General features: G+C 69.2%; 18 protein-coding genes and 1 riboswitch. Of the genes, 10 read left to right on the forward strand and 8 right to left on the reverse strand.

What is annotated here, in order from left to right:
• Window positions 1-28: 28 nt before the first annotated feature.
• Window positions 29-1,204 (forward strand): fumarylacetoacetase, encoded by a 1,176-nt coding sequence (fahA, locus tag ON33_RS28705; protein WP_040862242.1) that lies wholly within the window; start codon window positions 29-31, stop codon window positions 1,202-1,204.
• A gap of 133 nt (window positions 1,205-1,337) precedes the next feature.
• Window positions 1,338-3,659: an MMPL family transporter gene (locus ON33_RS28710; protein ID WP_051152971.1), complete on the forward strand. Its 2,322-nt coding sequence runs from the start codon at window positions 1,338-1,340 to the stop codon at window positions 3,657-3,659.
• 39 nt (window positions 3,660-3,698) lie between these two features.
• Here ON33_RS28710 and ON33_RS28715 read toward each other — a convergent pair whose 3' ends face one another.
• Window positions 3,699-4,373: a TetR/AcrR family transcriptional regulator gene (locus tag ON33_RS28715; protein WP_051152973.1), complete on the reverse strand. Its 675-nt coding sequence runs from the start codon at window positions 4,371-4,373 to the stop codon at window positions 3,699-3,701.
• Between the two features lie 200 nt (window positions 4,374-4,573).
• Here ON33_RS28715 and ON33_RS28720 point away from each other — a divergent pair, with 200 nt between their 5' ends.
• The gene (locus ON33_RS28720) at window positions 4,574-4,822 is read left to right on the forward strand and encodes a hypothetical protein (RefSeq protein ID WP_040862243.1); all 249 of its coding nucleotides are present in this window, start codon (window positions 4,574-4,576) and stop codon (window positions 4,820-4,822) included.
• A 75-nt stretch (window positions 4,823-4,897) separates the two neighbouring features.
• A riboswitch (TPP riboswitch) is annotated at window positions 4,898-5,008 on the forward strand.
• The gene (gene thiC / locus ON33_RS28725; RefSeq protein ID WP_051152975.1) at window positions 5,002-6,663 is read left to right on the forward strand and encodes a phosphomethylpyrimidine synthase ThiC; all 1,662 of its coding nucleotides are present in this window, start codon (window positions 5,002-5,004) and stop codon (window positions 6,661-6,663) included. (Overlaps the previous riboswitch by 7 nt.)
• A gap of 52 nt (window positions 6,664-6,715) precedes the next feature.
• On the opposite strand, the gene ON33_RS38665 is transcribed toward thiC, so the two are convergent.
• Both ON33_RS38665 and ON33_RS28735 read right to left on the reverse strand, forming a co-directional pair.
• On the reverse strand, window positions 6,716-7,171 hold the full coding sequence (locus tag ON33_RS38665) for a hypothetical protein (protein ID WP_051152977.1): 456 nt from the start codon (window positions 7,169-7,171) through the stop codon (window positions 6,716-6,718).
• A 65-nt stretch (window positions 7,172-7,236) separates the two neighbouring features.
• Complete coding sequence (locus ON33_RS28735) at window positions 7,237-7,887, reverse strand: TetR/AcrR family transcriptional regulator (RefSeq protein WP_040862245.1); 651 nt, start codon at window positions 7,885-7,887, stop codon at window positions 7,237-7,239.
• 88 nt (window positions 7,888-7,975) lie between these two features.
• Between ON33_RS28735 and ON33_RS28740 the strand changes: the two genes are divergently transcribed.
• Window positions 7,976-9,115, forward strand: a complete 1,140-nt coding sequence (locus ON33_RS28740) for an epoxide hydrolase family protein (protein WP_157184775.1) — start codon at window positions 7,976-7,978, stop codon at window positions 9,113-9,115.
• Between the two features lie 153 nt (window positions 9,116-9,268).
• On the opposite strand, the gene ON33_RS28745 is transcribed toward ON33_RS28740, so the two are convergent.
• A complete protein-coding gene (locus ON33_RS28745; protein ID WP_040862246.1) occupies window positions 9,269-9,562 on the reverse strand; it encodes a helix-turn-helix domain-containing protein in 294 nt (97 codons plus the stop codon).
• 78 nt (window positions 9,563-9,640) lie between these two features.
• Here ON33_RS28745 and thiD point away from each other — a divergent pair, with 78 nt between their 5' ends.
• The 5 genes from thiD (at window position 9,641) to ON33_RS42350 (ending at window position 14,355) form a co-directional block, all read left to right on the forward strand.
• On the forward strand, window positions 9,641-10,492 hold the full coding sequence (gene thiD / locus ON33_RS28750; RefSeq protein WP_040862247.1) for a bifunctional hydroxymethylpyrimidine kinase/phosphomethylpyrimidine kinase: 852 nt from the start codon (window positions 9,641-9,643) through the stop codon (window positions 10,490-10,492).
• A 75-nt stretch (window positions 10,493-10,567) separates the two neighbouring features.
• Window positions 10,568-11,812 (forward strand): bifunctional glycosyltransferase family 2/GtrA family protein, encoded by a 1,245-nt coding sequence (locus ON33_RS28755; RefSeq protein WP_051152985.1) that lies wholly within the window; start codon window positions 10,568-10,570, stop codon window positions 11,810-11,812.
• Complete coding sequence (locus tag ON33_RS41745) at window positions 11,809-11,973, forward strand: hypothetical protein (RefSeq protein WP_157184776.1); 165 nt, start codon at window positions 11,809-11,811, stop codon at window positions 11,971-11,973. Before ON33_RS28755 ends, ON33_RS41745 begins: the two co-directional genes overlap by 4 nt.
• A complete protein-coding gene (locus tag ON33_RS28760; RefSeq protein WP_040862248.1) occupies window positions 11,970-14,045 on the forward strand; it encodes a glycosyltransferase family 39 protein in 2,076 nt (691 codons plus the stop codon). Before ON33_RS41745 ends, ON33_RS28760 begins: the two co-directional genes overlap by 4 nt.
• A 157-nt stretch (window positions 14,046-14,202) precedes the next feature.
• Complete coding sequence (locus tag ON33_RS42350; RefSeq protein ID WP_169336850.1) at window positions 14,203-14,355, forward strand: hypothetical protein; 153 nt, start codon at window positions 14,203-14,205, stop codon at window positions 14,353-14,355.
• An 8-nt stretch (window positions 14,356-14,363) separates the two neighbouring features.
• Here the strand turns inward: ON33_RS42350 and ON33_RS28765 are convergent, their stop codons facing one another.
• The 4 genes from ON33_RS28765 to ON33_RS28780 form a co-directional block, all read right to left on the reverse strand.
• On the reverse strand, window positions 14,364-15,230 hold the full coding sequence (locus tag ON33_RS28765) for an Ig-like domain-containing protein (RefSeq protein WP_051152979.1): 867 nt from the start codon (window positions 15,228-15,230) through the stop codon (window positions 14,364-14,366).
• 166 nt (window positions 15,231-15,396) lie between these two features.
• Window positions 15,397-16,011: a TetR/AcrR family transcriptional regulator gene (locus ON33_RS28770; RefSeq protein ID WP_040862249.1), complete on the reverse strand. Its 615-nt coding sequence runs from the start codon at window positions 16,009-16,011 to the stop codon at window positions 15,397-15,399.
• A gap of 6 nt (window positions 16,012-16,017) precedes the next feature.
• On the reverse strand, window positions 16,018-16,800 hold the full coding sequence (locus ON33_RS28775; protein ID WP_040862250.1) for an enoyl-CoA hydratase family protein: 783 nt from the start codon (window positions 16,798-16,800) through the stop codon (window positions 16,018-16,020).
• Window positions 16,800-17,963, reverse strand: a complete 1,164-nt coding sequence (locus tag ON33_RS28780) for an acyl-CoA dehydrogenase family protein (RefSeq protein WP_040862251.1) — start codon at window positions 17,961-17,963, stop codon at window positions 16,800-16,802. The genes ON33_RS28775 and ON33_RS28780 overlap by 1 nt, the downstream gene beginning before the upstream one ends.
• Window position 17,964: the final 1 nt, after the last annotated feature.

Genomic DNA, 17,964 nt, shown 5'->3' on the forward strand with positions numbered 1-17,964 from the left:
TGGCGACAGGGGACCGGGTGGTGTGGAAATGAACAGTCGGGTGCACATCGAGGTCCCCGCGGATTCGGGCTTCGGCCCGGCTCACCTGCCCTACTGCGTGTTCCGCCCGCTGGGCCGGGACCCACGGGTGGGGGTGCGGCTGGGCGATTCGATCATCGATCTGGCGGTGGCGCTGGATGATCCGATGTTCGCGCAGCCCAGCCTCAATGCCTTCATGACCCAGGGCCCGCAGTGCTGGCGGGAGGTGCGCGAGCAGGTGCGTGCGGCGGCCGACTCGGAGCTGCCCGCGGCGGCGGTTCATGCGGTGCGGGCGGTGCGGCTGGACCTTCCGGTGCAGATCGGCGACTACGTCGACTTCTACGCCAGCCTCGATCACGCGACCGCCATGGGCCGGATGCTGCGGCCGGACGGAGAACCGCTGCTGCCGAATTGGCGGCATCTGCCGGTGGGGTACCACGGGCGCGCGGGCACCGTGGTGGTGTCGGGCACCGAGGTCGTGCGGCCGCACGGGCAGCGCCGGACCGATTCCGGCACACCGGATTTCGGACCGAGTCGCCGCCTCGACATCGAGGCCGAACTGGGCTTCGTGGTGGGTGCGGGCTCGCGGCTCGGCACACCCGTCGGAACCGGCGAGTTCGCCGAGCACGTCTTCGGGGTGGCGCTGGTGAACGACTGGTCCGCCCGGGATATCCAGGCCTGGGAGGGGCAACCGCTGGGCCCGTTCCTCGGCAAGTCCTTCGCGACCAGCCTGTCCGCGTTCGTGACTCCGCTGGACGCGCTGGCCGCCGCGCGGATCCCACTACCGCCGCAGCATCCCGAGCCGCTCCCCTATCTCCGGGACGACACGGCCTGGGGGCTGGATATCAAGCTGCGGGTCGAGTGGAACGGCCAACTCATCTCCACTCCCCCGTTCCGGCGGATGTACTGGTCGGCGGCACAGATGCTCGCGCACCTGACGGTCAACGGCGCCTCGACCCGCACCGGCGACCTCTTCGCCTCCGGCACCATCTCCGGGGCCGACCGCGCCGAGCGCGGGTCACTGATGGAGATGAGCTGGGGCGGGACCGAGCCCATCGAGCTCAATGGGGTCCAGCGCACCTTCCTCCAGGACGGCGACGAGGTGGTCATCACGGCCACGGCGCCGGCCGTCGGGGGTGGCCACCTGGAACTGGGCGAGGTGCGCGGGCGAATCGTGAAGGGCTGAGACCCTTGCCTACCCGCACACTACCCACCCATAGCCATCAGCTATCGCCATGACCATGGTCACGGACCCTACCGACCGGTAGATCAGGAACGTTACCGTTCCGAACGTCTGAAGACTTCGGAGGGTGGCGTCCATGTTGACCAGTACTGCCCGGTTCGCCATGGCACGCCCGCGCGCCGTCCTGGTGGCCGCGCTCCTGTTGATGCTCGTGTGCGGTGGCTTCGGTGCCACCGTCAAGTCCCACATGGTCGGCGGCGGCTACCTGACCGACTCGCTGGAGTCGGTGCGCGCCAATGACTTCATCACGAAGAACTTCCCCGGCGGCAACCCGAACCTCATCGTCATGGTCAGCGGTGACGGGGGCGTCAACAACCCCGAGGTGCGCGACCAGGCGCAGCGCGTCACCGACGAGCTGAGCCAGGACCCGGCCGTGACCGGCGTGCAGTCGTACTGGACCAGCCTCGCCGCCCGGCCCGATCTGGCCGCCGCGCTGAAGAGCAAGGACGGGCAGCGCGGGCTCATCATGGCCACGGTCACCGGCACCGACACCGAGGTGCAGAACCGGGCCGCCGACCTGTCGAACCAGCTCAACGGGGACCACGACGGCGTGCGGGTGCGGGTCGGCGGCATGGCGGGCTCCTTCGCCGACATCAATCACCAGGTGGAGAAGGACCTGCTGCTGGCCGAGGCCATCGCGGTGCCGGTGTCGGCGCTGCTGCTGGTGCTGGTGTTCGGCAGTGTGATCGCCGCGCTGCTGCCGGTCGGCGTGGGCCTGTTCGCGATCGCGGCGACGCTGGGCATTCTGCGCGGGCTGACCACGGTCATGGATGTGTCGATCTTCGCGCTGAACATGACCAGCGCGCTGGGGCTGGCCCTGGCCATCGACTACAGCCTGTTCATTGTCAGCCGATATCGCGAGGAGCTGGCCAATGGCCGCGATACCCGGGCGGCCATTCTGCGCTCGGTGCAGACCGCGGGCCGGACCGTCGTGTTCTCCGGCTTGACCGTCGCACTGGCTCTCGCGGCGCTGGCGGTGTTCCCGCAACCGTTCTTCAAGTCCTTCGCCTACGCCGGCGTCGCGGTCGTCGTCGCGGCCGTGGGCGCGTCGGTGCTGCTGCTACCCGCGGCGCTGATGCTGCTCGGCGGTCGGGTGAATGCCTGGGATCTGCGGAAACCGGTGCGCCGCCTGCTCGGACGCGGCGAGCCCGCACCCAGACCGGTCGAGCAGACCTTCTGGTATCGGCTGGTCACCGGGGTCATGCGGCGGGCGCTGCCGGTCGCGGTGATCGCCGCGGCGGCACTGCTGGCGCTCGGATCCCCTTTCCTGAAGGCGCATTTCGGCACACCCGACGATCGGGTGATCGGCACCTTCGCGTCCAGCCGCCAGGTCGGTGACGCGCTGCGGCAGGACTTCAATGCCGATATGGCCGCCAGCGCGGTGATCGTGCTGCCCGAATTCCACGGCACCACCACCGAAATCGGCGCGTACGCCAAGAGCCTGTCGGAGGTGCCGGGCGTCGCGGCGGTGCTGTCCAGCGACGGCGTCTACCTGGCGATTCCGCCCGCCGAGGGCGCCCCGGCTACCGGGAAGCGCGTCGCGGCCGGCGTCCCGCAGATGGCCGGCCCGAACGGCGCCTACCTCTCGGTCGGCACCAAGGTCGCGCCCTATTCCGCCGCGGGCAAGCAGCAGCTGGCCGAGCTGCGGGCCATCCCGGCTCCCGGCGAGGTGCTGTTCGGCGGCGCGGCGGCCCTGAACAAGGACACCATGGACTCGGTCATCAGCCGAATCCCATTGGCGGCCGGGCTCATCGCCGTCATCACCCTGATCCTGCTGTTCCTGTTCACCGGCAGCGTGGTGCTCCCGGTGAAGGCGCTACTGCTGAACATGCTGTCACTGACCGCCACCTTCGGCGCCATGATCTGGGTCTTCGAGCAGGGTCACCTGTCCGGCCCGCTGGGCTTCACCTCGACCGGCAGCCTCGACCTGTTCATGCCGATCCTCATGTTCTGCTTGGCCTTCGGCATGTCCATGGACTACGAGGTCTTCCTGCTGTCCCGTATCCGCGAGGAGTGGCTGGCCTCCGATCGCGGCCCGGCCGCCAACACTCGCTCGGTGGCCCTCGGCGTGGCCCGCACCGGCCGGATCTTCACCGCCGCCGCGGGTTTGATGGCGGTGGTGCTGCTGGCCGTGGCCACCTCCGAGGTCGCGCCCATGAAGCTGTTCGGCATCGGCCTGGCGCTGGCCGTGGTCTCCGACGCCACCATCATCCGCGGGCTGCTGGCCCCGGCCCTCATGCGCCTGATGTCGACCGGCAACTGGTGGGCGCCGAAACCGCTCGCCGCGCTGCACAAGCGGATCGGACTGGAGGAGGAGCCGGCCGCGCCGGAGACCGAGGATGCCGGGACCGGACCCCTTGCCGTCGAGGACGACCGCGTGGTGAGCGCCGCCCCCTGACGGTGCGGGACCCGCGCGGGCGGTGATCGCGGACCGTGGCTAGGGGGAGGCGGTGCGGCCCGCGTCGATGACGTTGACGAACTGCTCCAGGTCGGCGATGAGGGTGTCGACGGAGTCGGGGGCGCCACCGTCGTCGTGGTGGTGCAGCCATTCGGCGACGAGTTCGAACATGCCTCCGATGGTCGCGAGGGCCAGCGCCGGCATGCGCGGCGACTCCTGCGGATCAGCTTGCAGCCATTGTCGTTTCAGAAACTCGGCGGACCAGTAGCGGTTGGAGCGGCGCATGGCCTCGACGGCGGGCGAGATGCCGCCCGCCTCACCGAAGGTCACCTTCGCCAGGCGCGAGTCGTCGGCGATGGCGTGGACGAAGGCGGCGATGACGGCATTGCGGCGGGTCGGCCAGTCGGCGCCGGCGGTGTCGGCGGCGACCTCGGACACGCGTTGCTGGATGCCCGTCGTGATCTGTTCCAGCAGGGCCGTATAGCAGGCTTCCTTGCTGTCGAAGTGATCGTAGAAGCCCTTGGTGCCGACGTAGGCGCGCTGGCAGATCTGCTCGATCGAGGTGCCCGAATAGCTTTGCCGGGCAAAGAGTTCGGCGGCGGCCGTGAGCAGCTGACGGCGACGCTGGGCGCTGCGCTCGTCAGCGTCCAGGCCGCGGATGCGACGCCGCACGGGAGTCCGGTCGGTCGGCGCGGCAGATTTGCTGCGGGACATGACTAAACGATAGCCAAGCTCATTTCAGAAAGACATCTTGCTGGCAACTGGTTGCCGTGCCGCAACCGCCGTCACGTCGATGAAGGGGCTGCCGGTGCACGTGCGGTCGCGGCAGCCGCGGTACCGCACCACCGACCTGTTCGGACAGCCGGCGGTCGGGGCCACCACGGTGGCGATTCCGGAGGGGGCCAACACTTCTCATGGTCGACCACTGGTCTCGCAACAGTTCCGACCTCAGCGAGCATCTGACCCTGACCACCCTCGGCATGGCCGACGCGTTCAACTGGATCAGGTCCCGCCTCGCCCCGGGCGCGGCCGCCCGTCCGGCTGCCACACCGACGATGTGGTCACCATGCGCGGCAGCCTCGCCGCGCTCGCCACACACCGAGATCGAACTGAACGCCGCTTCCGGGGCGCTCGGCCTGCCCATCGGACCCCGGGAGCACTGAGCAGACCGGATCGTATATTCCACGGTCCCGGGGACTCGGCGCCCCGGGGGCGGGTATGGTCGGCTGCGGAAAAGTACGTATGCCAACGGGGGCTCGCACCAGCGGGCTGAGAGGACGGCTAGTGGGCCGTCGACCGTATGAACCTGACCGGGTAATGCCGGCGTAGGGAGGATTCACCCATGTCATCCAGTCGCGTCCCGAGCAACTCCACACCGGTCGACACCGTGACCACCGGTCCCATCGAGGGCAGCGTCAAGCACTACGAGCAGGTCGAGGCCGATGGCACGACCCTGCGGGTTCCGGTGCGGCGCATCAACCTGACCAATGGCGAGCACTTCGACGCGTACGACACCTCCGGTCCGTACACCGACGAGACCGCCACCATCGATCTCGACGCGGGGCTGCCCAAGCTGCGCGACACCTGGGACAAGCCGCAGGTCGACGGCCCGCCGACCCAGCTGAACTGGGCCCGCCAGGGAGTCATCACCAACGAGATGCGCTACATCGCCGCGCGCGAGGGCGTGCCGGCCGAGCTGGTCCGCGACGAGGTCGCCGCCGGTCGCGCGGTGATACCCGCCAACCACATGCATCCCGAATCCGAGCCCATGATCATCGGCAAGAAGTTCGCCGTGAAGATCAATGCGAACATCGGCAATTCGGCCGTGAGCTCCTCCATCGCCGAGGAGGTCGAGAAAATGGTGTGGGCCACCCGCTGGGGCGCCGACACCATCATGGACCTGTCCACCGGCAAGAACATTCACGAGACCCGCGAGTGGATCCTGCGCAACTCCCCCGTCCCGGTCGGCACCGTGCCGATCTACCAGGCGCTGGAGAAGGTGAACGGCGATCCCACCAAGCTCACCTGGGAGATCTACCGCGACACCGTGATCGAGCAGGCCGAGCAGGGCGTCGACTACATGACGGTGCACGCCGGCGTGCTGCTGCGTTACGTGCCGCTGACCGCCAAGCGCGTCACCGGCATCGTCTCGCGCGGTGGTTCCATCATGGCGGCGTGGTGCCTGGCGCATCACCAGGAATCGTTCCTGTACACCAACTTCGCCGAGCTGTGCGAAATCCTGGCCAAGTACGACATCACCTTCTCCCTCGGTGACGGCCTGCGCCCCGGCTCCATCGCGGACGCCAATGACGAAGCCCAGTTCGCCGAGCTGCGCACGCTGGGCGAACTCACCAAGATCGCGAAATCCCATGGCGTGCAGGTGATGATCGAGGGCCCGGGCCACGTGCCCATGCACAAGATCGTCGAGAACGTGCGGCTGGAGGAGGAACTCTGCGAAGAGGCTCCGTTCTACACCCTCGGCCCGCTGGCGACCGATATCGCACCGGCCTACGACCACATCACCTCGGCCATCGGCGCGGCCATCATCGCGCAGGCGGGCACCGCGATGCTCTGCTACGTGACGCCCAAGGAGCACCTGGGCCTGCCCAACCGTGACGACGTGAAGGTCGGCGTGATCACCTACAAGATCGCCGCCCACTCCGCCGACCTGGCCAAGCAGCACCCGCGCGCCCAGGACCGCGACAACGCGCTGTCCAAGGCCCGCTTCGAGTTCCGCTGGACCGACCAGTTCAACCTCTCGCTGGACCCCGACACCGCCCGCGAGTACCACGACGAGACCCTCCCGGCCGAGCCCGCCAAGACCGCCCACTTCTGTTCCATGTGCGGTCCGAAGTTCTGTTCCATGCGTATCTCGCAGGACGTGCGCGAGTATGCCGAGAAACACGGGCTCACCGACGTGAACGCCATCGAGGCGGGCATGGCCGAGAAGTCCCAGGAGTTCGCGGACGCGGGCAGCAAGGTGTACCTGCCCGTCGTCTCCTGACACCGAATCCCATTCGGGGCGGGTGGCTTTCTGGCCGCCCGCCCCGCCGCGCTCACTCCGGCGAGTAGAACGTCCCCTTGCCGGCGAGGTGCGGGAAGTCCGTATCGATGGTGACCTCCACCCGGCCGGGGCCGGTGGGAAGGGTCTCGGGGACCCACAGGGCGTTCGTTGGCCCGAACGGCGTGGCGTCGCCCAGCCAGACCGGCGGAAAGCTGCCACTCGCGCCGCTATCCAGATTCCGCCAGCTGAGTGTGGCGGTGGCACTGCACATTCCGGACGGTACGGGCAGGAAGGTGAAATCGGCTCGCACCCAGACGGTTTGTTTGCCGAGGTAGGTGTTCTGCGGGTCGTGGAACGCCTGGATCTGCCCGAAGCAGGGGAACGCACCGCCGCCGGCGGTGTAAGCGGGGGTGAAGGTGGTGACCGGATCGGCGACGGCGGTACCGGTGGCGGCGAACAGCGCGCCCACGGCCAGCGGCAGGGCGAGCAGCGGTCGGATCCAGCACATGGCAACTCCTCGAGTCGATTACGGTGACGAACGAATGTCGGAGTGGTCGGGCCGAACGCTACCGTTCACTGGTCACGGCGCTGCCAGCGTTGAGCGAATTCACCGGGAACCGGTGGCGGCCCGGGCAGATCGCCGGTGGCGGTGAGGCCGTCGATCAGCAAGGCCAGCACCCGGCGGCGGAGCTGGGCGGTGCGTTCGGCGTCGGGTAGGGAAATCGTCGCGCAGGCTTCGAGGATCAGGCCCAGGTCGGCGGTGGTGATTCCGGGCCGGAGCCGCCCGGATTCGCGAGCCCGGCGCAGGAGTTCGTCATTGAGTTCGGCCGAGCGCTGGATGTCCGGGAGGATCGACTCGTCCGGGGTGAAGGTGCCGGCCAGATGGACGGTCAGCGAGTGCACGTCGGCGTCGACCACACGCTGCAGGAAATCGACCAGGGCCGCCCAGCCATCGGAGTTCGCCAGGGCCGCTTCGCCTTCCGCGTTGTAGCGGCGCAGTCCGTCGTAGCAGAGGGTGCGCAGCAGGTCCTCCTTGCCGGGATAGCGGCGGTAGAGCGCGCTGATGCCGACCCCGGCGCGCTCGGCGACAGCCGCGATCGGGGCCTTGGGTTCGGCCAGGAATACGTCCCGGGCGGCGGCCAGGATGAGCTCGTCATTGCGCGCGGCCTGCGCCTTGCGGCCGGGGAGGGCGCGCTGAGCTGCGGGTTCGGCTGTCTTCGGCATGAATCCGAGCTTACCACTTGAACGGAATGATCCGTTCCGTTACGTTTGGAACAGAACAAAACATTCCGTTCCAAACAAGGAGAGAACGATGACCGCGATCCACCCCTTCCGCATCGACGTTCCCCAGGCCGAGCTCGACGATCTGGCCGAGCGGCTGCGCCGGGCACTGTGGCCGGACGAGCTCCCGGACGTGGGCGACGCCTACGGCGTCCCCGGCGACCGGGTGCGCGGCCTCGCGGAGTACTGGCTCGAGAAGTTCGATTGGCGGGCACTGGAATCCGAGCTCAACGCCTACCCGCAGTTCACCACCCGGATCGACGGCGAGGACATCCACTTCCTGCACGTGCGGTCCCCACGGCCCGATGCCACCCCGATCATCCTGACCCACGGCTGGCCCGGTTCCATCCTGGAATACCTCGACGTGATCGCGCCGCTCACCGAGCCCGAATCCGCCGACGATCCCGCCTTCCACCTGGTCATCCCGTCCCTGCCGGGCTTCGGATTCTCCGGTCCGACCCGGTCCACGGGCTGGAACCGCTGGCGCACCGCCCGCGCCTGGGTGGAGTTGATGGAGCGGCTGGGCTATGCGCGCTACGGCGCGATCGGCAATGACGCGGGTTCCATGATCTCCCCCGAAATGGGCCGCATCGCCCCCGACCGGGTGCTGGGAGTCCATGTGACGCAACTGTTCTCGTTCCCCTCCGGCGATCCGGCGGAGATGGATGGCCTGTCGGCCGCGGACCAGGCGGGGCTGGCGCACCTGAAGTGGTTCTACGACAACAAGATGGCCTTCAACACCCTGCAGAGCCAGCAGCCGCAGACCCTGGCCTTCGCCCTCGCGGATTCGCCGGTGGGCCTGCTGGGCTGGAACTCCCAGCTGTTCCCCGAGAGCGCCGACGCGGACTTCGTGATCGGCAATGTGGCCCTCTACTGGCTGACCGGCACCGCCGCCTCGTCCATGCGCTTCTACTACGAGGACGCTCACGCCACCGACGTGCCGCAGGGCCCCACCACCACCCCGACCGGACTGGCGATGTTCGAGGGCGACTTCCAGTCCATCCGCCGCTTCGCCGAGCGCGATCACGCGAACATCGTGAGCTGGCACGCGTACGACGTGAACTCGATGCGCTCCACCGGCGCCAATGACGCGGCGGGGCACTACGCCGCGCACGAGGCGACCGACGTCCTGGTCGCCGATATTCGCGAATTCTTCGCGAGCCTGGGCTGATTCGGGGTCAGGCGTGCTCGTGCGCTGCGCCCCAGGACGGGAAGGACCCGGGTACCGCAGCCAGGCCTGCGGCCCGGCCGCCAGCTCGGTGGCGGTGAGCAGCGCGGCGTTCAGCGGGTCCCGCACATGCGGGCGGTCCGGTTATGGGCAGCGTTATTCGAAGGCCTTCCGGTACGACTGCGGAGTCACCCCAACCGTTTTCCGGAACGCCTTGCGCCACGCCGCCACCGAGGCGAACCCGGTCTGCTTGGCGATGCTCTCGATGGTGGCGCCCGTGGTCTCCAGCAACTCCCGACACTGCCGGACCCGGACCGTCCGCAGCCATTCGTTCGGCGTCATGCGGACCTGCTCGTTGAACCGCCGAATGAGCGTGCGATCGCTGACCCCGGCATGGGCCGCGAGATCCGAGACGACCTCGAGACACCGGCGACCGCGGCGACCGTCCAACCGGCCCCGCGCTAATAGGAATCCTTTTCATTCAGGGCCGTTTCCGGCGTGCGATTCCGCCCAACTAGGGTCTGTGACGTGGAACTCCTACCGCTTGCCCCGAACGGCACCACCCCGGTTCGCGCCCTCACCATCGCGGGCACCGACTCCGGCGGCGGCGCGGGCATCCAGGCCGATTCGCGCACCATGGCCCTGTGCGGGGTGCACGCGTGCGTGGCCGTCGCCGCGGTCACCGTGCAGAACACCCTCGGCGTCAACGGTTTCCACGAGATCCCGCCGCAGATCGTGGCCGACCAGGTGCGAACCGTGGTGGGCGACATCGGAATCGGCGCGGCCAAGACCGGCATGCTGGCCTCCACCGCCATCATCGAGGCGGTGGCCGGGGTCTGCCGTGAGGTCGGCATCGGACGCCAGGGCGGCATCCCGCTGGTGGTCGACCCGGTCGCCGCCTCCATGCACGGCGACGCCCTGCTGCACGCCGAGGCCCTGGACGCGGTGCGCAACACCCTGATTCCGCTGGCCACCGTGGTCACTCCCAACCTCGACGAGGTCCGGCTCATCACCGGCGTCGATGTGGTCGACGACGCCTCGGCCCGCAAGGCCGCCGAGGCCCTGATCGCGCTGGGACCGCAGTGGGCCATCGTCAAGGGCGGGCACCTGCGCACCTCCGAGCAGTCCACCGACCTGCTCTTCGACGGCGACACCTTCCATGAGCTCCCGGCCCAGCGGCTCGCCACCGGCAACGACCACGGCGGCGGCGACACCCTGGCCGCGGCCATCTGCTGCGCGCTGGCCCACGGCTACTCGGTGCCCGACGCGGTCGCCTTCGCCAAGGAGTGGACCTTCCGCTGCCTGGAAGCGTCCTATGACCTGGGCGCGGGACACGGACCGGTCTCTCCGCTGTGGCGGCTGCATCTCGGATCGAACTAGCACGGATCTCGTCTCCCAGGAAGCTCCCAGGTAGGCCGCAGCCTGATGTGAGTTCGGTGATCGAAGTTGGTCACCATGAACGACACCGTGACCGCCGTCCGGGAGGCGGAACCCGCAGAAGCAGTGACCGCGCCCGTTGTGGACGTGGTCGTTCCGGTCTACAACGAAGAGGTCGACCTCGGCCCCTGCGTGCGCAGACTGCACGCCTTCCTGACGCTGAACTTCCCGTTCACGGCGCGAATCACGATCGCCGACAACGCTTCCACCGACCGGACCCTCGAGGTGGCGAAGCAGCTGGCGTCCCAGCTGGACGGCGTGCGCGTCGTGCACCTGGACCGCAAGGGCCGCGGCCGCGCCCTGCGCGAAGTCTGGCAGACCTCCGACGCCCAGGTCGTCGCCTACATGGACGTCGACCTTTCCACCGACCTCAACGCGCTGCTACCGCTGGTCGCACCGCTGGTGTCGGGCCACTCGGATGTCGCCATCGGCACCCGACTGGCCTCCTCCTCGCGGGTGGTGCGCGGACCCAAGCGCGAGATCATCTCCCGCTGCTACAACCTCATCCTGCGGACCTCCCTGCAGGCCAAGTTCTCCGACGCGCAGTGCGGCTTCAAGGCCATGCGCGGCGAGGTGGCCAAGCTGGTGCTGCCGCTGGTCGAGGACGGCGAATGGTTCTTCGACACCGAGCTGCTGGTGCTGGCCGAGCGCATCGGGCTGCGCATCCACGAGGTGCCGGTCGACTGGATCGACGACCCGGACTCCCGGGTGGACATCGTCGACACCGCCCGCAAGGACCTGCTCGGCATCTGGCGGGTCGGCCGCGCGCTGACCACCGGCCGGCTGCCCATCAACGAGCTGCGCGCCGCCATCGGCCGCGAGCCGCTCATGGAGGGCGTGCCGCTGGGCATGGTCGGGCAGCTGGTCCGATTCGGCATCGTCGGCATCACCTCGACCCTGGCCTACCTGGTGCTCTACGTGCTGCTGCAGGGCATCACGGGCGCACAGGCCGCCAACTTCCTGGCCCTGCTGATCACCGCGATCGGCAATACCGCCGCCAACCGAGCCTTCACCTTCGGGGTGCGCGGGTCCAGTCAGGCGATGTCGCACCACTTCCAGGGTCTGATCATCTTCGGCGTCGGCCTGGCGCTGACCAGTGGCTCGCTCTACACGCTGCACCACTGGACGCCCGACGCCGCGGTGCACCTGGAACTGCTGGTGCTGGTGATCGCCAACCTGGTCGCCACCCTGCTGCGCTTCGTCGGCCTGCGCTGGGTGTTCCGCAACGCCGGCAAGCATCCCGTGCCCGATCCGGTCCGATGACCGTGATCTTCCCTGCGCCGCAGGCGCTTCCGAACGACGGCTTCCGGCTGGTGCGGGTCGACTTTCGCGGCCGCTGCCACCCCGAACACGGCGACCTGCCGTTCTGGACCGCTCCCGCCGACATCCACACCGATCGAGCCGACCGAGGAGGCGACCGATGACCGCGACACTGACCGAGCCCCGGCTCGCCCCACCCCCGGCCGAGGCGCCCGCGGCCCGCACCGGCCGCCGGGAGTACCTGGCGCTGGCGGCCCTGCTGATCGGCACCGCCCTCGCCTACCTCTGGAACCTGTCCGCCAACGGCTGGGCCAACTCCTTCTACGCGGCCGCCGTGCAGGCGGGTTCGGTGTCGTGGAAGGCCATGTTCTTCGGGTCCTCCGACGCGGCCAACTCCATCACCGTGGACAAGACGCCACTGTCGTTGTGGCCCATGGAGATCTCGGTGCGGATCTTCGGCCTGCACAGCTGGAGCATGCTGCTCCCGCAGGCCCTGCTCGGCGTGGCGTCGGTGGCGCTGCTGTGGGCCATCGTGCGCCGCAACTTCGGCGCGAGCGCCGGCCTGCCGGCCGGCCTGGTGCTGGCGGTGACTCCCATTGCCGCCGTGATGTTCCGGTTCAACAACCCGGACGCCATGCTGGTGTTCCTCATGCTGGCCGCGGCCTGGGCCATGACCCGCGCGGTGGCCGACGGCCGCTGGCGCTGGGTGCTGCTCACCGGCGCGTTCATCGGGCTCGGCTTCCTGGCCAAGCAGTTGCAGGTGCTGCTGGTGGTGCCCGCGCTGGCGCTGACCTACCTGATCGCGGGCCCGCCCGAACTGGGCAAGCGGATCGCGCAGCTGTTCGGCGCGGCCGCGGCCATGGTGGCGGGCGCGGGCTGGTGGGTGCTGGTGGCCGAACTGTGGCCGGCCTCGGACCGCCCGTACTTCGGTGGCTCGCAGCATAATTCGATCATCGAGCTCACCCTGGGCTACAACGGCCTGGGCCGTCTCGACGGCAATGAGCGCGGCAGCGTCGGCGGTTTCGGCGGCGGTGGCGGCGAGCAGATGCCGGCCGGTGGCGGCGGCATGTGGGGCACGCCCGGCATCGGGCGGCTGTTCGAACCGGCGCAGGCCGGTCAGATCGCCTGGCTCATCCCGGCCGCCCTGGTGCTGCTGGTGGCGGGAATCGCCTTGCGCGGCAAGCTGACCCGCACCGATCCGCAGCGCGCCACGCTCATCCTGTTCGGCGGCTGGCTGGTCGGCACCGGGCTGGTGTTCAGCCTGATGAAGGGCATCTTCCACCCCTACTACACGGTGGCGCTGGCCCCGGCGGTGGCGGCGCTGATCGGCGCGGGCTCGGTGCTCGCCTGGCAGCACCGCGACCGGCTGTGGGTGCGCCCGGCGGCGGCCCTGGCACTCGGCCTGACCACCGCGACAGCGTGGATCTTCCTGTCCCGCAGCACATCCTTCGTGCCGTGGCTGCGCTGGGTGGTGCTGGTCGGCGGCATCGTCGCGACCGTGCTGCTGCTGATCCGCCTGCCTCGCAAGGCCGCACTGGTCGCCGCGGGGGCCGCGGTCCTGGTCGGACTGGGCGGACCCATCGCCTACACCGTGAACGGACTGGCCACCGCGCATCAGGGCCCGATGCCCTCGGCGGGGCCCGCGGTCCGCGGCGGCTGGGGTCCGGGCGGCCCGCACGGCGGCGGTGATCGGCCGGGCGGGCGGCCCGGCGCCGGGAACGGCAACTGGAACGGCATGCCCGGCGGGCAGCCGGGCGGCGGCCAGCACGGCATGGGCATGAATCACGGCGACACCCCGGCCGGCGGCGCCACCGGAAACGAGGGCGGTCCGGGCGGATTCGGCGGCGCCGCGGGCAACATGATGATGGCGAGCAACCCGAGCGACAAGGTCACCGCGCTGCTGAAGGCCGACGGCTCCGACTTCACCTGGGTGGCGGCCACCGTCAGCTCCAACTCGGCGGCCGGATTCCAGCTGGCGACCCAGTTGCCGGTCATGCCGATCGGCGGGTTCAACGGCAGCGACCCGTCGCCGACGCTGGCCCAGTTCCAGGAGTACGTGCAGGTCGGCCGGATCCACTACTTCATCGCCGGCAGTCAGATGGGCGGTGATCGCGGCGGCGACGGCGGCGCCCAGAGCCAGAGCTCACAGATCACGGCGTGGGTGAAGGAGCACTTCAACTCCCAGGACGTGGACGGCATCACCCTCTACGACCTGACCGCACCGAAGACCACATAACCGGCAGGCTTGCCACCGCCACCACAGGACCGAGCGCCCGGACCCGATAGGGACCGAGCGCTCGGTTCTTTACACGATGGCACCGCGCTTTCCGTATGCGGCACAGCGCTTCTCGCTACCATCGATGTGACGATCGTCACTATTCAGGGAATCCGCCATGAGCACGCCGCATCCCCTCAGCGATGAGCATCGAGAAGCCTTCTGGCGCCGGGCAGGATGGGATCCGATCCTGCCGGCCGCCGAACGTGAGGCCATAGAACGCCGCTGGGACGACGAATCTATCCGTCTGGCAGAGGTTTTCGGCTTCTGATCAGCAGGTCAGAACCCGAAGGATCCGGTGCTGGGCTTGCCGCCGCCGGTTCCGGGATCGGTCGACACGTCGGCCACGTTCACCACCTTGGTGGTCGACGAGGCGGCCACGCCGGTACGGCCGGAGAAGTTCGCGCCGATGGTGTACGCGCCCGCCGCACCCGGGGTCCACACGATCGTGGCCTTGCCGGTCGCGGCGACGGGGATATCGCCGAGCACCTGGTCGCCCGCCTTGAACTGGATGGTGCCGCCGGCCGCCGCCGGTGACACCGTCGCCTCCAAGGTGACGGCCTTGCCGACCTGGGCTCCGGTCACATCGGTGAGCACGGTGGTCGACACCGCGTCGCTGGACACCGTGATGGCCGGGCCCTTGTCCGTGTAGTTGCCGCTGCCGAGGGAGCCGCTGTAGTTCATGGAGGTCGGCAGCGCGGTGTCGCGGGCGCAGTTGACGCCCACCGTGTACTGCACCTCGAAGGTCTGCGATTTCGGCGAGATGTTCGGGTAGACCGGGTATTTGACGATGCTGAACGAGGCGCTGACCGCGGTCGGGTTCGAGGTGTCGATCTGGACCTGGTCGCCGCCCATCTTCGCCGAGCCCGCGACCGGAGTCAGGCAGGCCGGATGCTGGTCCTGGATGGAGTAGATGTACTCCACCGGGATGCCGGTCCGCTCGAACATCGTCGAGACGGTCACGACCTCGCCTGCGATCGGATTGGTGTCCGACACGGTCCGGGTGAACTTGCTGTTCCCATCGGTCCAGGTGACCGTTCCCGACGCGGCCGTCGCCGTGCCGGGCATCGCCGCGATCGCGAAACCGGCCGCCGCCGCGAACGCGGCCACCGCGCCGCCCGCCCGCTGAATTCTGTTGTCGAGCATCGTTTCTCCCACATTCACGGGGTGTCCCTCGACGTCATCGCCGAGGCGCTGAGGCACACCGATCGGCGAGCATTACATCACGATCGAGCCCCCCGCAGACCCAATTCCGAAATGAACGTGAGTCAGAATTTGAGATCGATCGGCTACCGCTGAGCGATCACCGCGTTCAGCGGGTCGCGGACAGGGCGGTGTGGAGAGTGGCGGCCCACTGCTGGACGATCTCCTTGCGGCGCAACGAGTCGTCGGTGAGGACGTCGGCCAGGCCGAGGCCGCGAGCCAGGTCCAGGGTGGCCTGGACCAGGTGGTGGGCCACCGGGTCGGCGTCGTCCACCCCGAGGGCTTCCACCGCCATGCGATGGGAGATGCGGCCGAAGCGGGCCTCCATGGGGACGATGCGCTCGCGGAGCACCGGGTCGGCGGCGGCGTGGGTCCACACCTGCAGCGCCGCCTTGAAGATGGGGGCGGTGTAGGACTCGACCAGACCCGCGACCACCGCCTCGGTGCGGGCGACACCCTCGGCCACCTCGGCGATCGCGAGGGCGTCGGCCTTGGACTGGTCCATCCGAGCCTCGAACATGTACTCCAGCGCGGCGGTGATCAGATCTTCCCGGGTGGGGAAATGATGCTGGGCGGCACCACGCGACACCCCGGCCCGCTCGGCCACCACGGCGACCGTGGCGGCCGCCCAGCCCATCTGGGCCAGACAGTCGATGGTCGCCTCCAGCAGCCGCTGCCGGGTGGCCCGGCTGCGGTCCTGCTTGGGTTCGTGGGGTGTCGCCATGGTTGCCTATTCTGCCCAGCTCGCGGGGCGGCGCTGCAGGAAGGCCGTCATGCCCTCGATCACCTCGGGGGTGCCGAAGTAGCTCGCCGAACGTTTGGCCAGCTCCTCGGCCCGCAGGTCGAAGGCCGCCAGCAGCTCGGCATTGACCAGTCGCTTGGCCTCGGCCAGGCCCTGCGGGGCGCCCTTGCGCAGTTCCGCGCGCAGGCGCGCCACTTCGGCCGCCGGATCGTCGGCGGCCACGGTGACCAGCCCGACCCGCTCGGCCTCGGCGGCGTCGAAGGTCTCGCCGGTCGAGAAATAGCGCGCCGCCGCCCGGGCGGACATGCGCGGCAGCAGGGTCAGCGAGATCATGAACGGGGCCAGCCCGATCCGCACCTCGGTGAGCCCGAAGCTGCTGTCCCGCCCGGCGACGACCAGGTCGCAGGCGGCGATGATGCCCATGCCACCCGCGCGCACATTCCCGTTGACCTGCGCCACCACGGGTTTGGGCATGACGAGGATGTCGCGCAGCACCGAGATCATCCAGCGGGTCCGCATATCGGCGGCGGCCGCCGGATCGGCGTCCACCGCCTCCTTGAGATCCGCTCCGGCACAGAAGGTGTTGCCGGTGTGGGTGAGCACCACGCCGCGCACGGCATCGTCGGACGCCGCCCGCTCCAGGCCCGCCAGCAGCTCGGTCACCAGTTTCGACGACAGGGCATTGCGGTTGTGCGGGGAATCCAGTGTGAGCGTGGCGAATCCGTCCGCCACCTGGTAGCGGACGAACGGCCCCTGGTGCGCGTCGGCCATCAGTAGGACCTCGGCAGACCCAGCGAGTGCTGCGCGACGAAGTTGAGGATCATCTCGCGGCTGACCGGGGCCACCCGCGCGATGCGGGCGGCGGCCAGCATGCCGGCCAGGCCCACGTCGGAGGTCAGGCCGGAGCCGCCGTGGGTCTGGATCGCCTGGTCCAGCGCCTTGATACTGGCCTCGGCCGCAGCGTATTTCGCCATATTGGCGGCCTCGGCCGCGCCGAAGTCGTCACCGGAGTCGTAGAGGAACGCGGCCTTCTGCATCATGACCTTGGCCAGTTCCAGCTCGATCTTCACCTGCGCGAGCGGATGCGAGATGCCCTGGTGCGAGCCGATCGGCGCGCCCTTCCACACCGCGCGTTCCTTGGCGTAGGCCACCGCCCGGTCGATGGCGTAGCGGCCCATGCCGACCGCCATGGCCGCGCCCATGATGCGCTCGGGGTTCAGGCCGGCGAACAGCTGCGCGATGGCGGCGTCCTCCTGGCCGACCAGGGCGGTGGCGGGCAGTCGCACATCGTCGAGGAAGAGCGTGAACTGGTTGTCCGGCTCCAGGATGTCCATCTCCTGCTTCGTCTTCACGAAGCCGGGGGTGTCGGTGGGCACGATGAACAGGGCGGGCTGCAGGTTGCCGGTCTTGGCGTTCTCGGAGCGGGCCACGATGAGCACCGCCTCGGCCTGGTCCACGCCGGAGATGAAGATCTTGCGGCCGTTGAGGATCCAGTCCTCGCCGTCGCGGCGGGCGGTGGTGGTGATCTTGTGCGAGTTGGAGCCTGCGTCCGGCTCGGTGATGCCGAAGACCATCTTCGACGAACCGTCGGCCAGCTTGGTCAGCCAGTGCTGCTTCTGCGCCTCGGTGCCGTACTTGGTGATGATGGTGCCGCAGATGGCCGGGGACACCACCATGAGCAGCAGGCCGCAGCCCTGCGCCGCCAATTCCTCTTGGACCAGCGCGAGTTCGTAGATGCCCGCGCCACCGCCGCCGTACTCCTCGGGCAGGTTCACGCCCAGGAAGCCGAGCTTGCCGGCCTCGTCCCACAGCTCGTCGAAGGGCTCGTTGCGGCGGGCCTTGGGACCGGCGTAGTCGCGGAAGTTGTACTTGGCGGCCAGCTTGGCCACCGCGGACCGCAGCGCCTTCTGCTCGTCGGTCTCGATGAAACTCATT

This window comes from Nocardia niigatensis NBRC 100131, assembly GCF_000308655.1.
Classification (GTDB): domain Bacteria; phylum Actinomycetota; class Actinomycetes; order Mycobacteriales; family Mycobacteriaceae; genus Nocardia; species Nocardia niigatensis.

What these genes read in the sequence shown, in the direction of transcription:
- fahA (WP_040862242.1), top strand. Translation starts at nt 29, where the DNA reads ATGAACAGTCGGGTGCACATCGAGGTCCCCGCGGATTCGGGCTTCGGC.
- ON33_RS28710 (WP_051152971.1), top strand. Translation starts at nt 1,338, where the DNA reads ATGTTGACCAGTACTGCCCGGTTCGCCATGGCACGCCCGCGCGCCGTC.
- ON33_RS28715 (WP_051152973.1), bottom strand. Translation starts at nt 4,373, where the DNA reads ATGTCCCGCAGCAAATCTGCCGCGCCGACCGACCGGACTCCCGTGCGG.
- ON33_RS28720 (WP_040862243.1), top strand. Translation starts at nt 4,574, where the DNA reads ATGGTCGACCACTGGTCTCGCAACAGTTCCGACCTCAGCGAGCATCTG.
- thiC (WP_051152975.1), top strand. Translation starts at nt 5,002, where the DNA reads ATGTCATCCAGTCGCGTCCCGAGCAACTCCACACCGGTCGACACCGTG.
- ON33_RS38665 (WP_051152977.1), bottom strand. Translation starts at nt 7,171, where the DNA reads ATGTGCTGGATCCGACCGCTGCTCGCCCTGCCGCTGGCCGTGGGCGCG.
- ON33_RS28735 (WP_040862245.1), bottom strand. Translation starts at nt 7,887, where the DNA reads ATGCCGAAGACAGCCGAACCCGCAGCTCAGCGCGCCCTCCCCGGCCGC.
- ON33_RS28740 (WP_157184775.1), top strand. Translation starts at nt 7,976, where the DNA reads ATGACCGCGATCCACCCCTTCCGCATCGACGTTCCCCAGGCCGAGCTC.
- ON33_RS28755 (WP_051152985.1), top strand. Translation starts at nt 10,568, where the DNA reads ATGAACGACACCGTGACCGCCGTCCGGGAGGCGGAACCCGCAGAAGCA.
- ON33_RS41745 (WP_157184776.1), top strand. Translation starts at nt 11,809, where the DNA reads ATGACCGTGATCTTCCCTGCGCCGCAGGCGCTTCCGAACGACGGCTTC.
- ON33_RS28760 (WP_040862248.1), top strand. Translation starts at nt 11,970, where the DNA reads ATGACCGCGACACTGACCGAGCCCCGGCTCGCCCCACCCCCGGCCGAG.
- ON33_RS42350 (WP_169336850.1), top strand. Translation starts at nt 14,203, where the DNA reads ATGAGCACGCCGCATCCCCTCAGCGATGAGCATCGAGAAGCCTTCTGG.
- ON33_RS28765 (WP_051152979.1), bottom strand. Translation starts at nt 15,230, where the DNA reads ATGCTCGACAACAGAATTCAGCGGGCGGGCGGCGCGGTGGCCGCGTTC.
- ON33_RS28770 (WP_040862249.1), bottom strand. Translation starts at nt 16,011, where the DNA reads ATGGCGACACCCCACGAACCCAAGCAGGACCGCAGCCGGGCCACCCGG.
- ON33_RS28775 (WP_040862250.1), bottom strand. Translation starts at nt 16,800, where the DNA reads ATGGCCGACGCGCACCAGGGGCCGTTCGTCCGCTACCAGGTGGCGGAC.
- ON33_RS28780 (WP_040862251.1), bottom strand. Translation starts at nt 17,963, where the DNA reads ATGAGTTTCATCGAGACCGACGAGCAGAAGGCGCTGCGGTCCGCGGTG.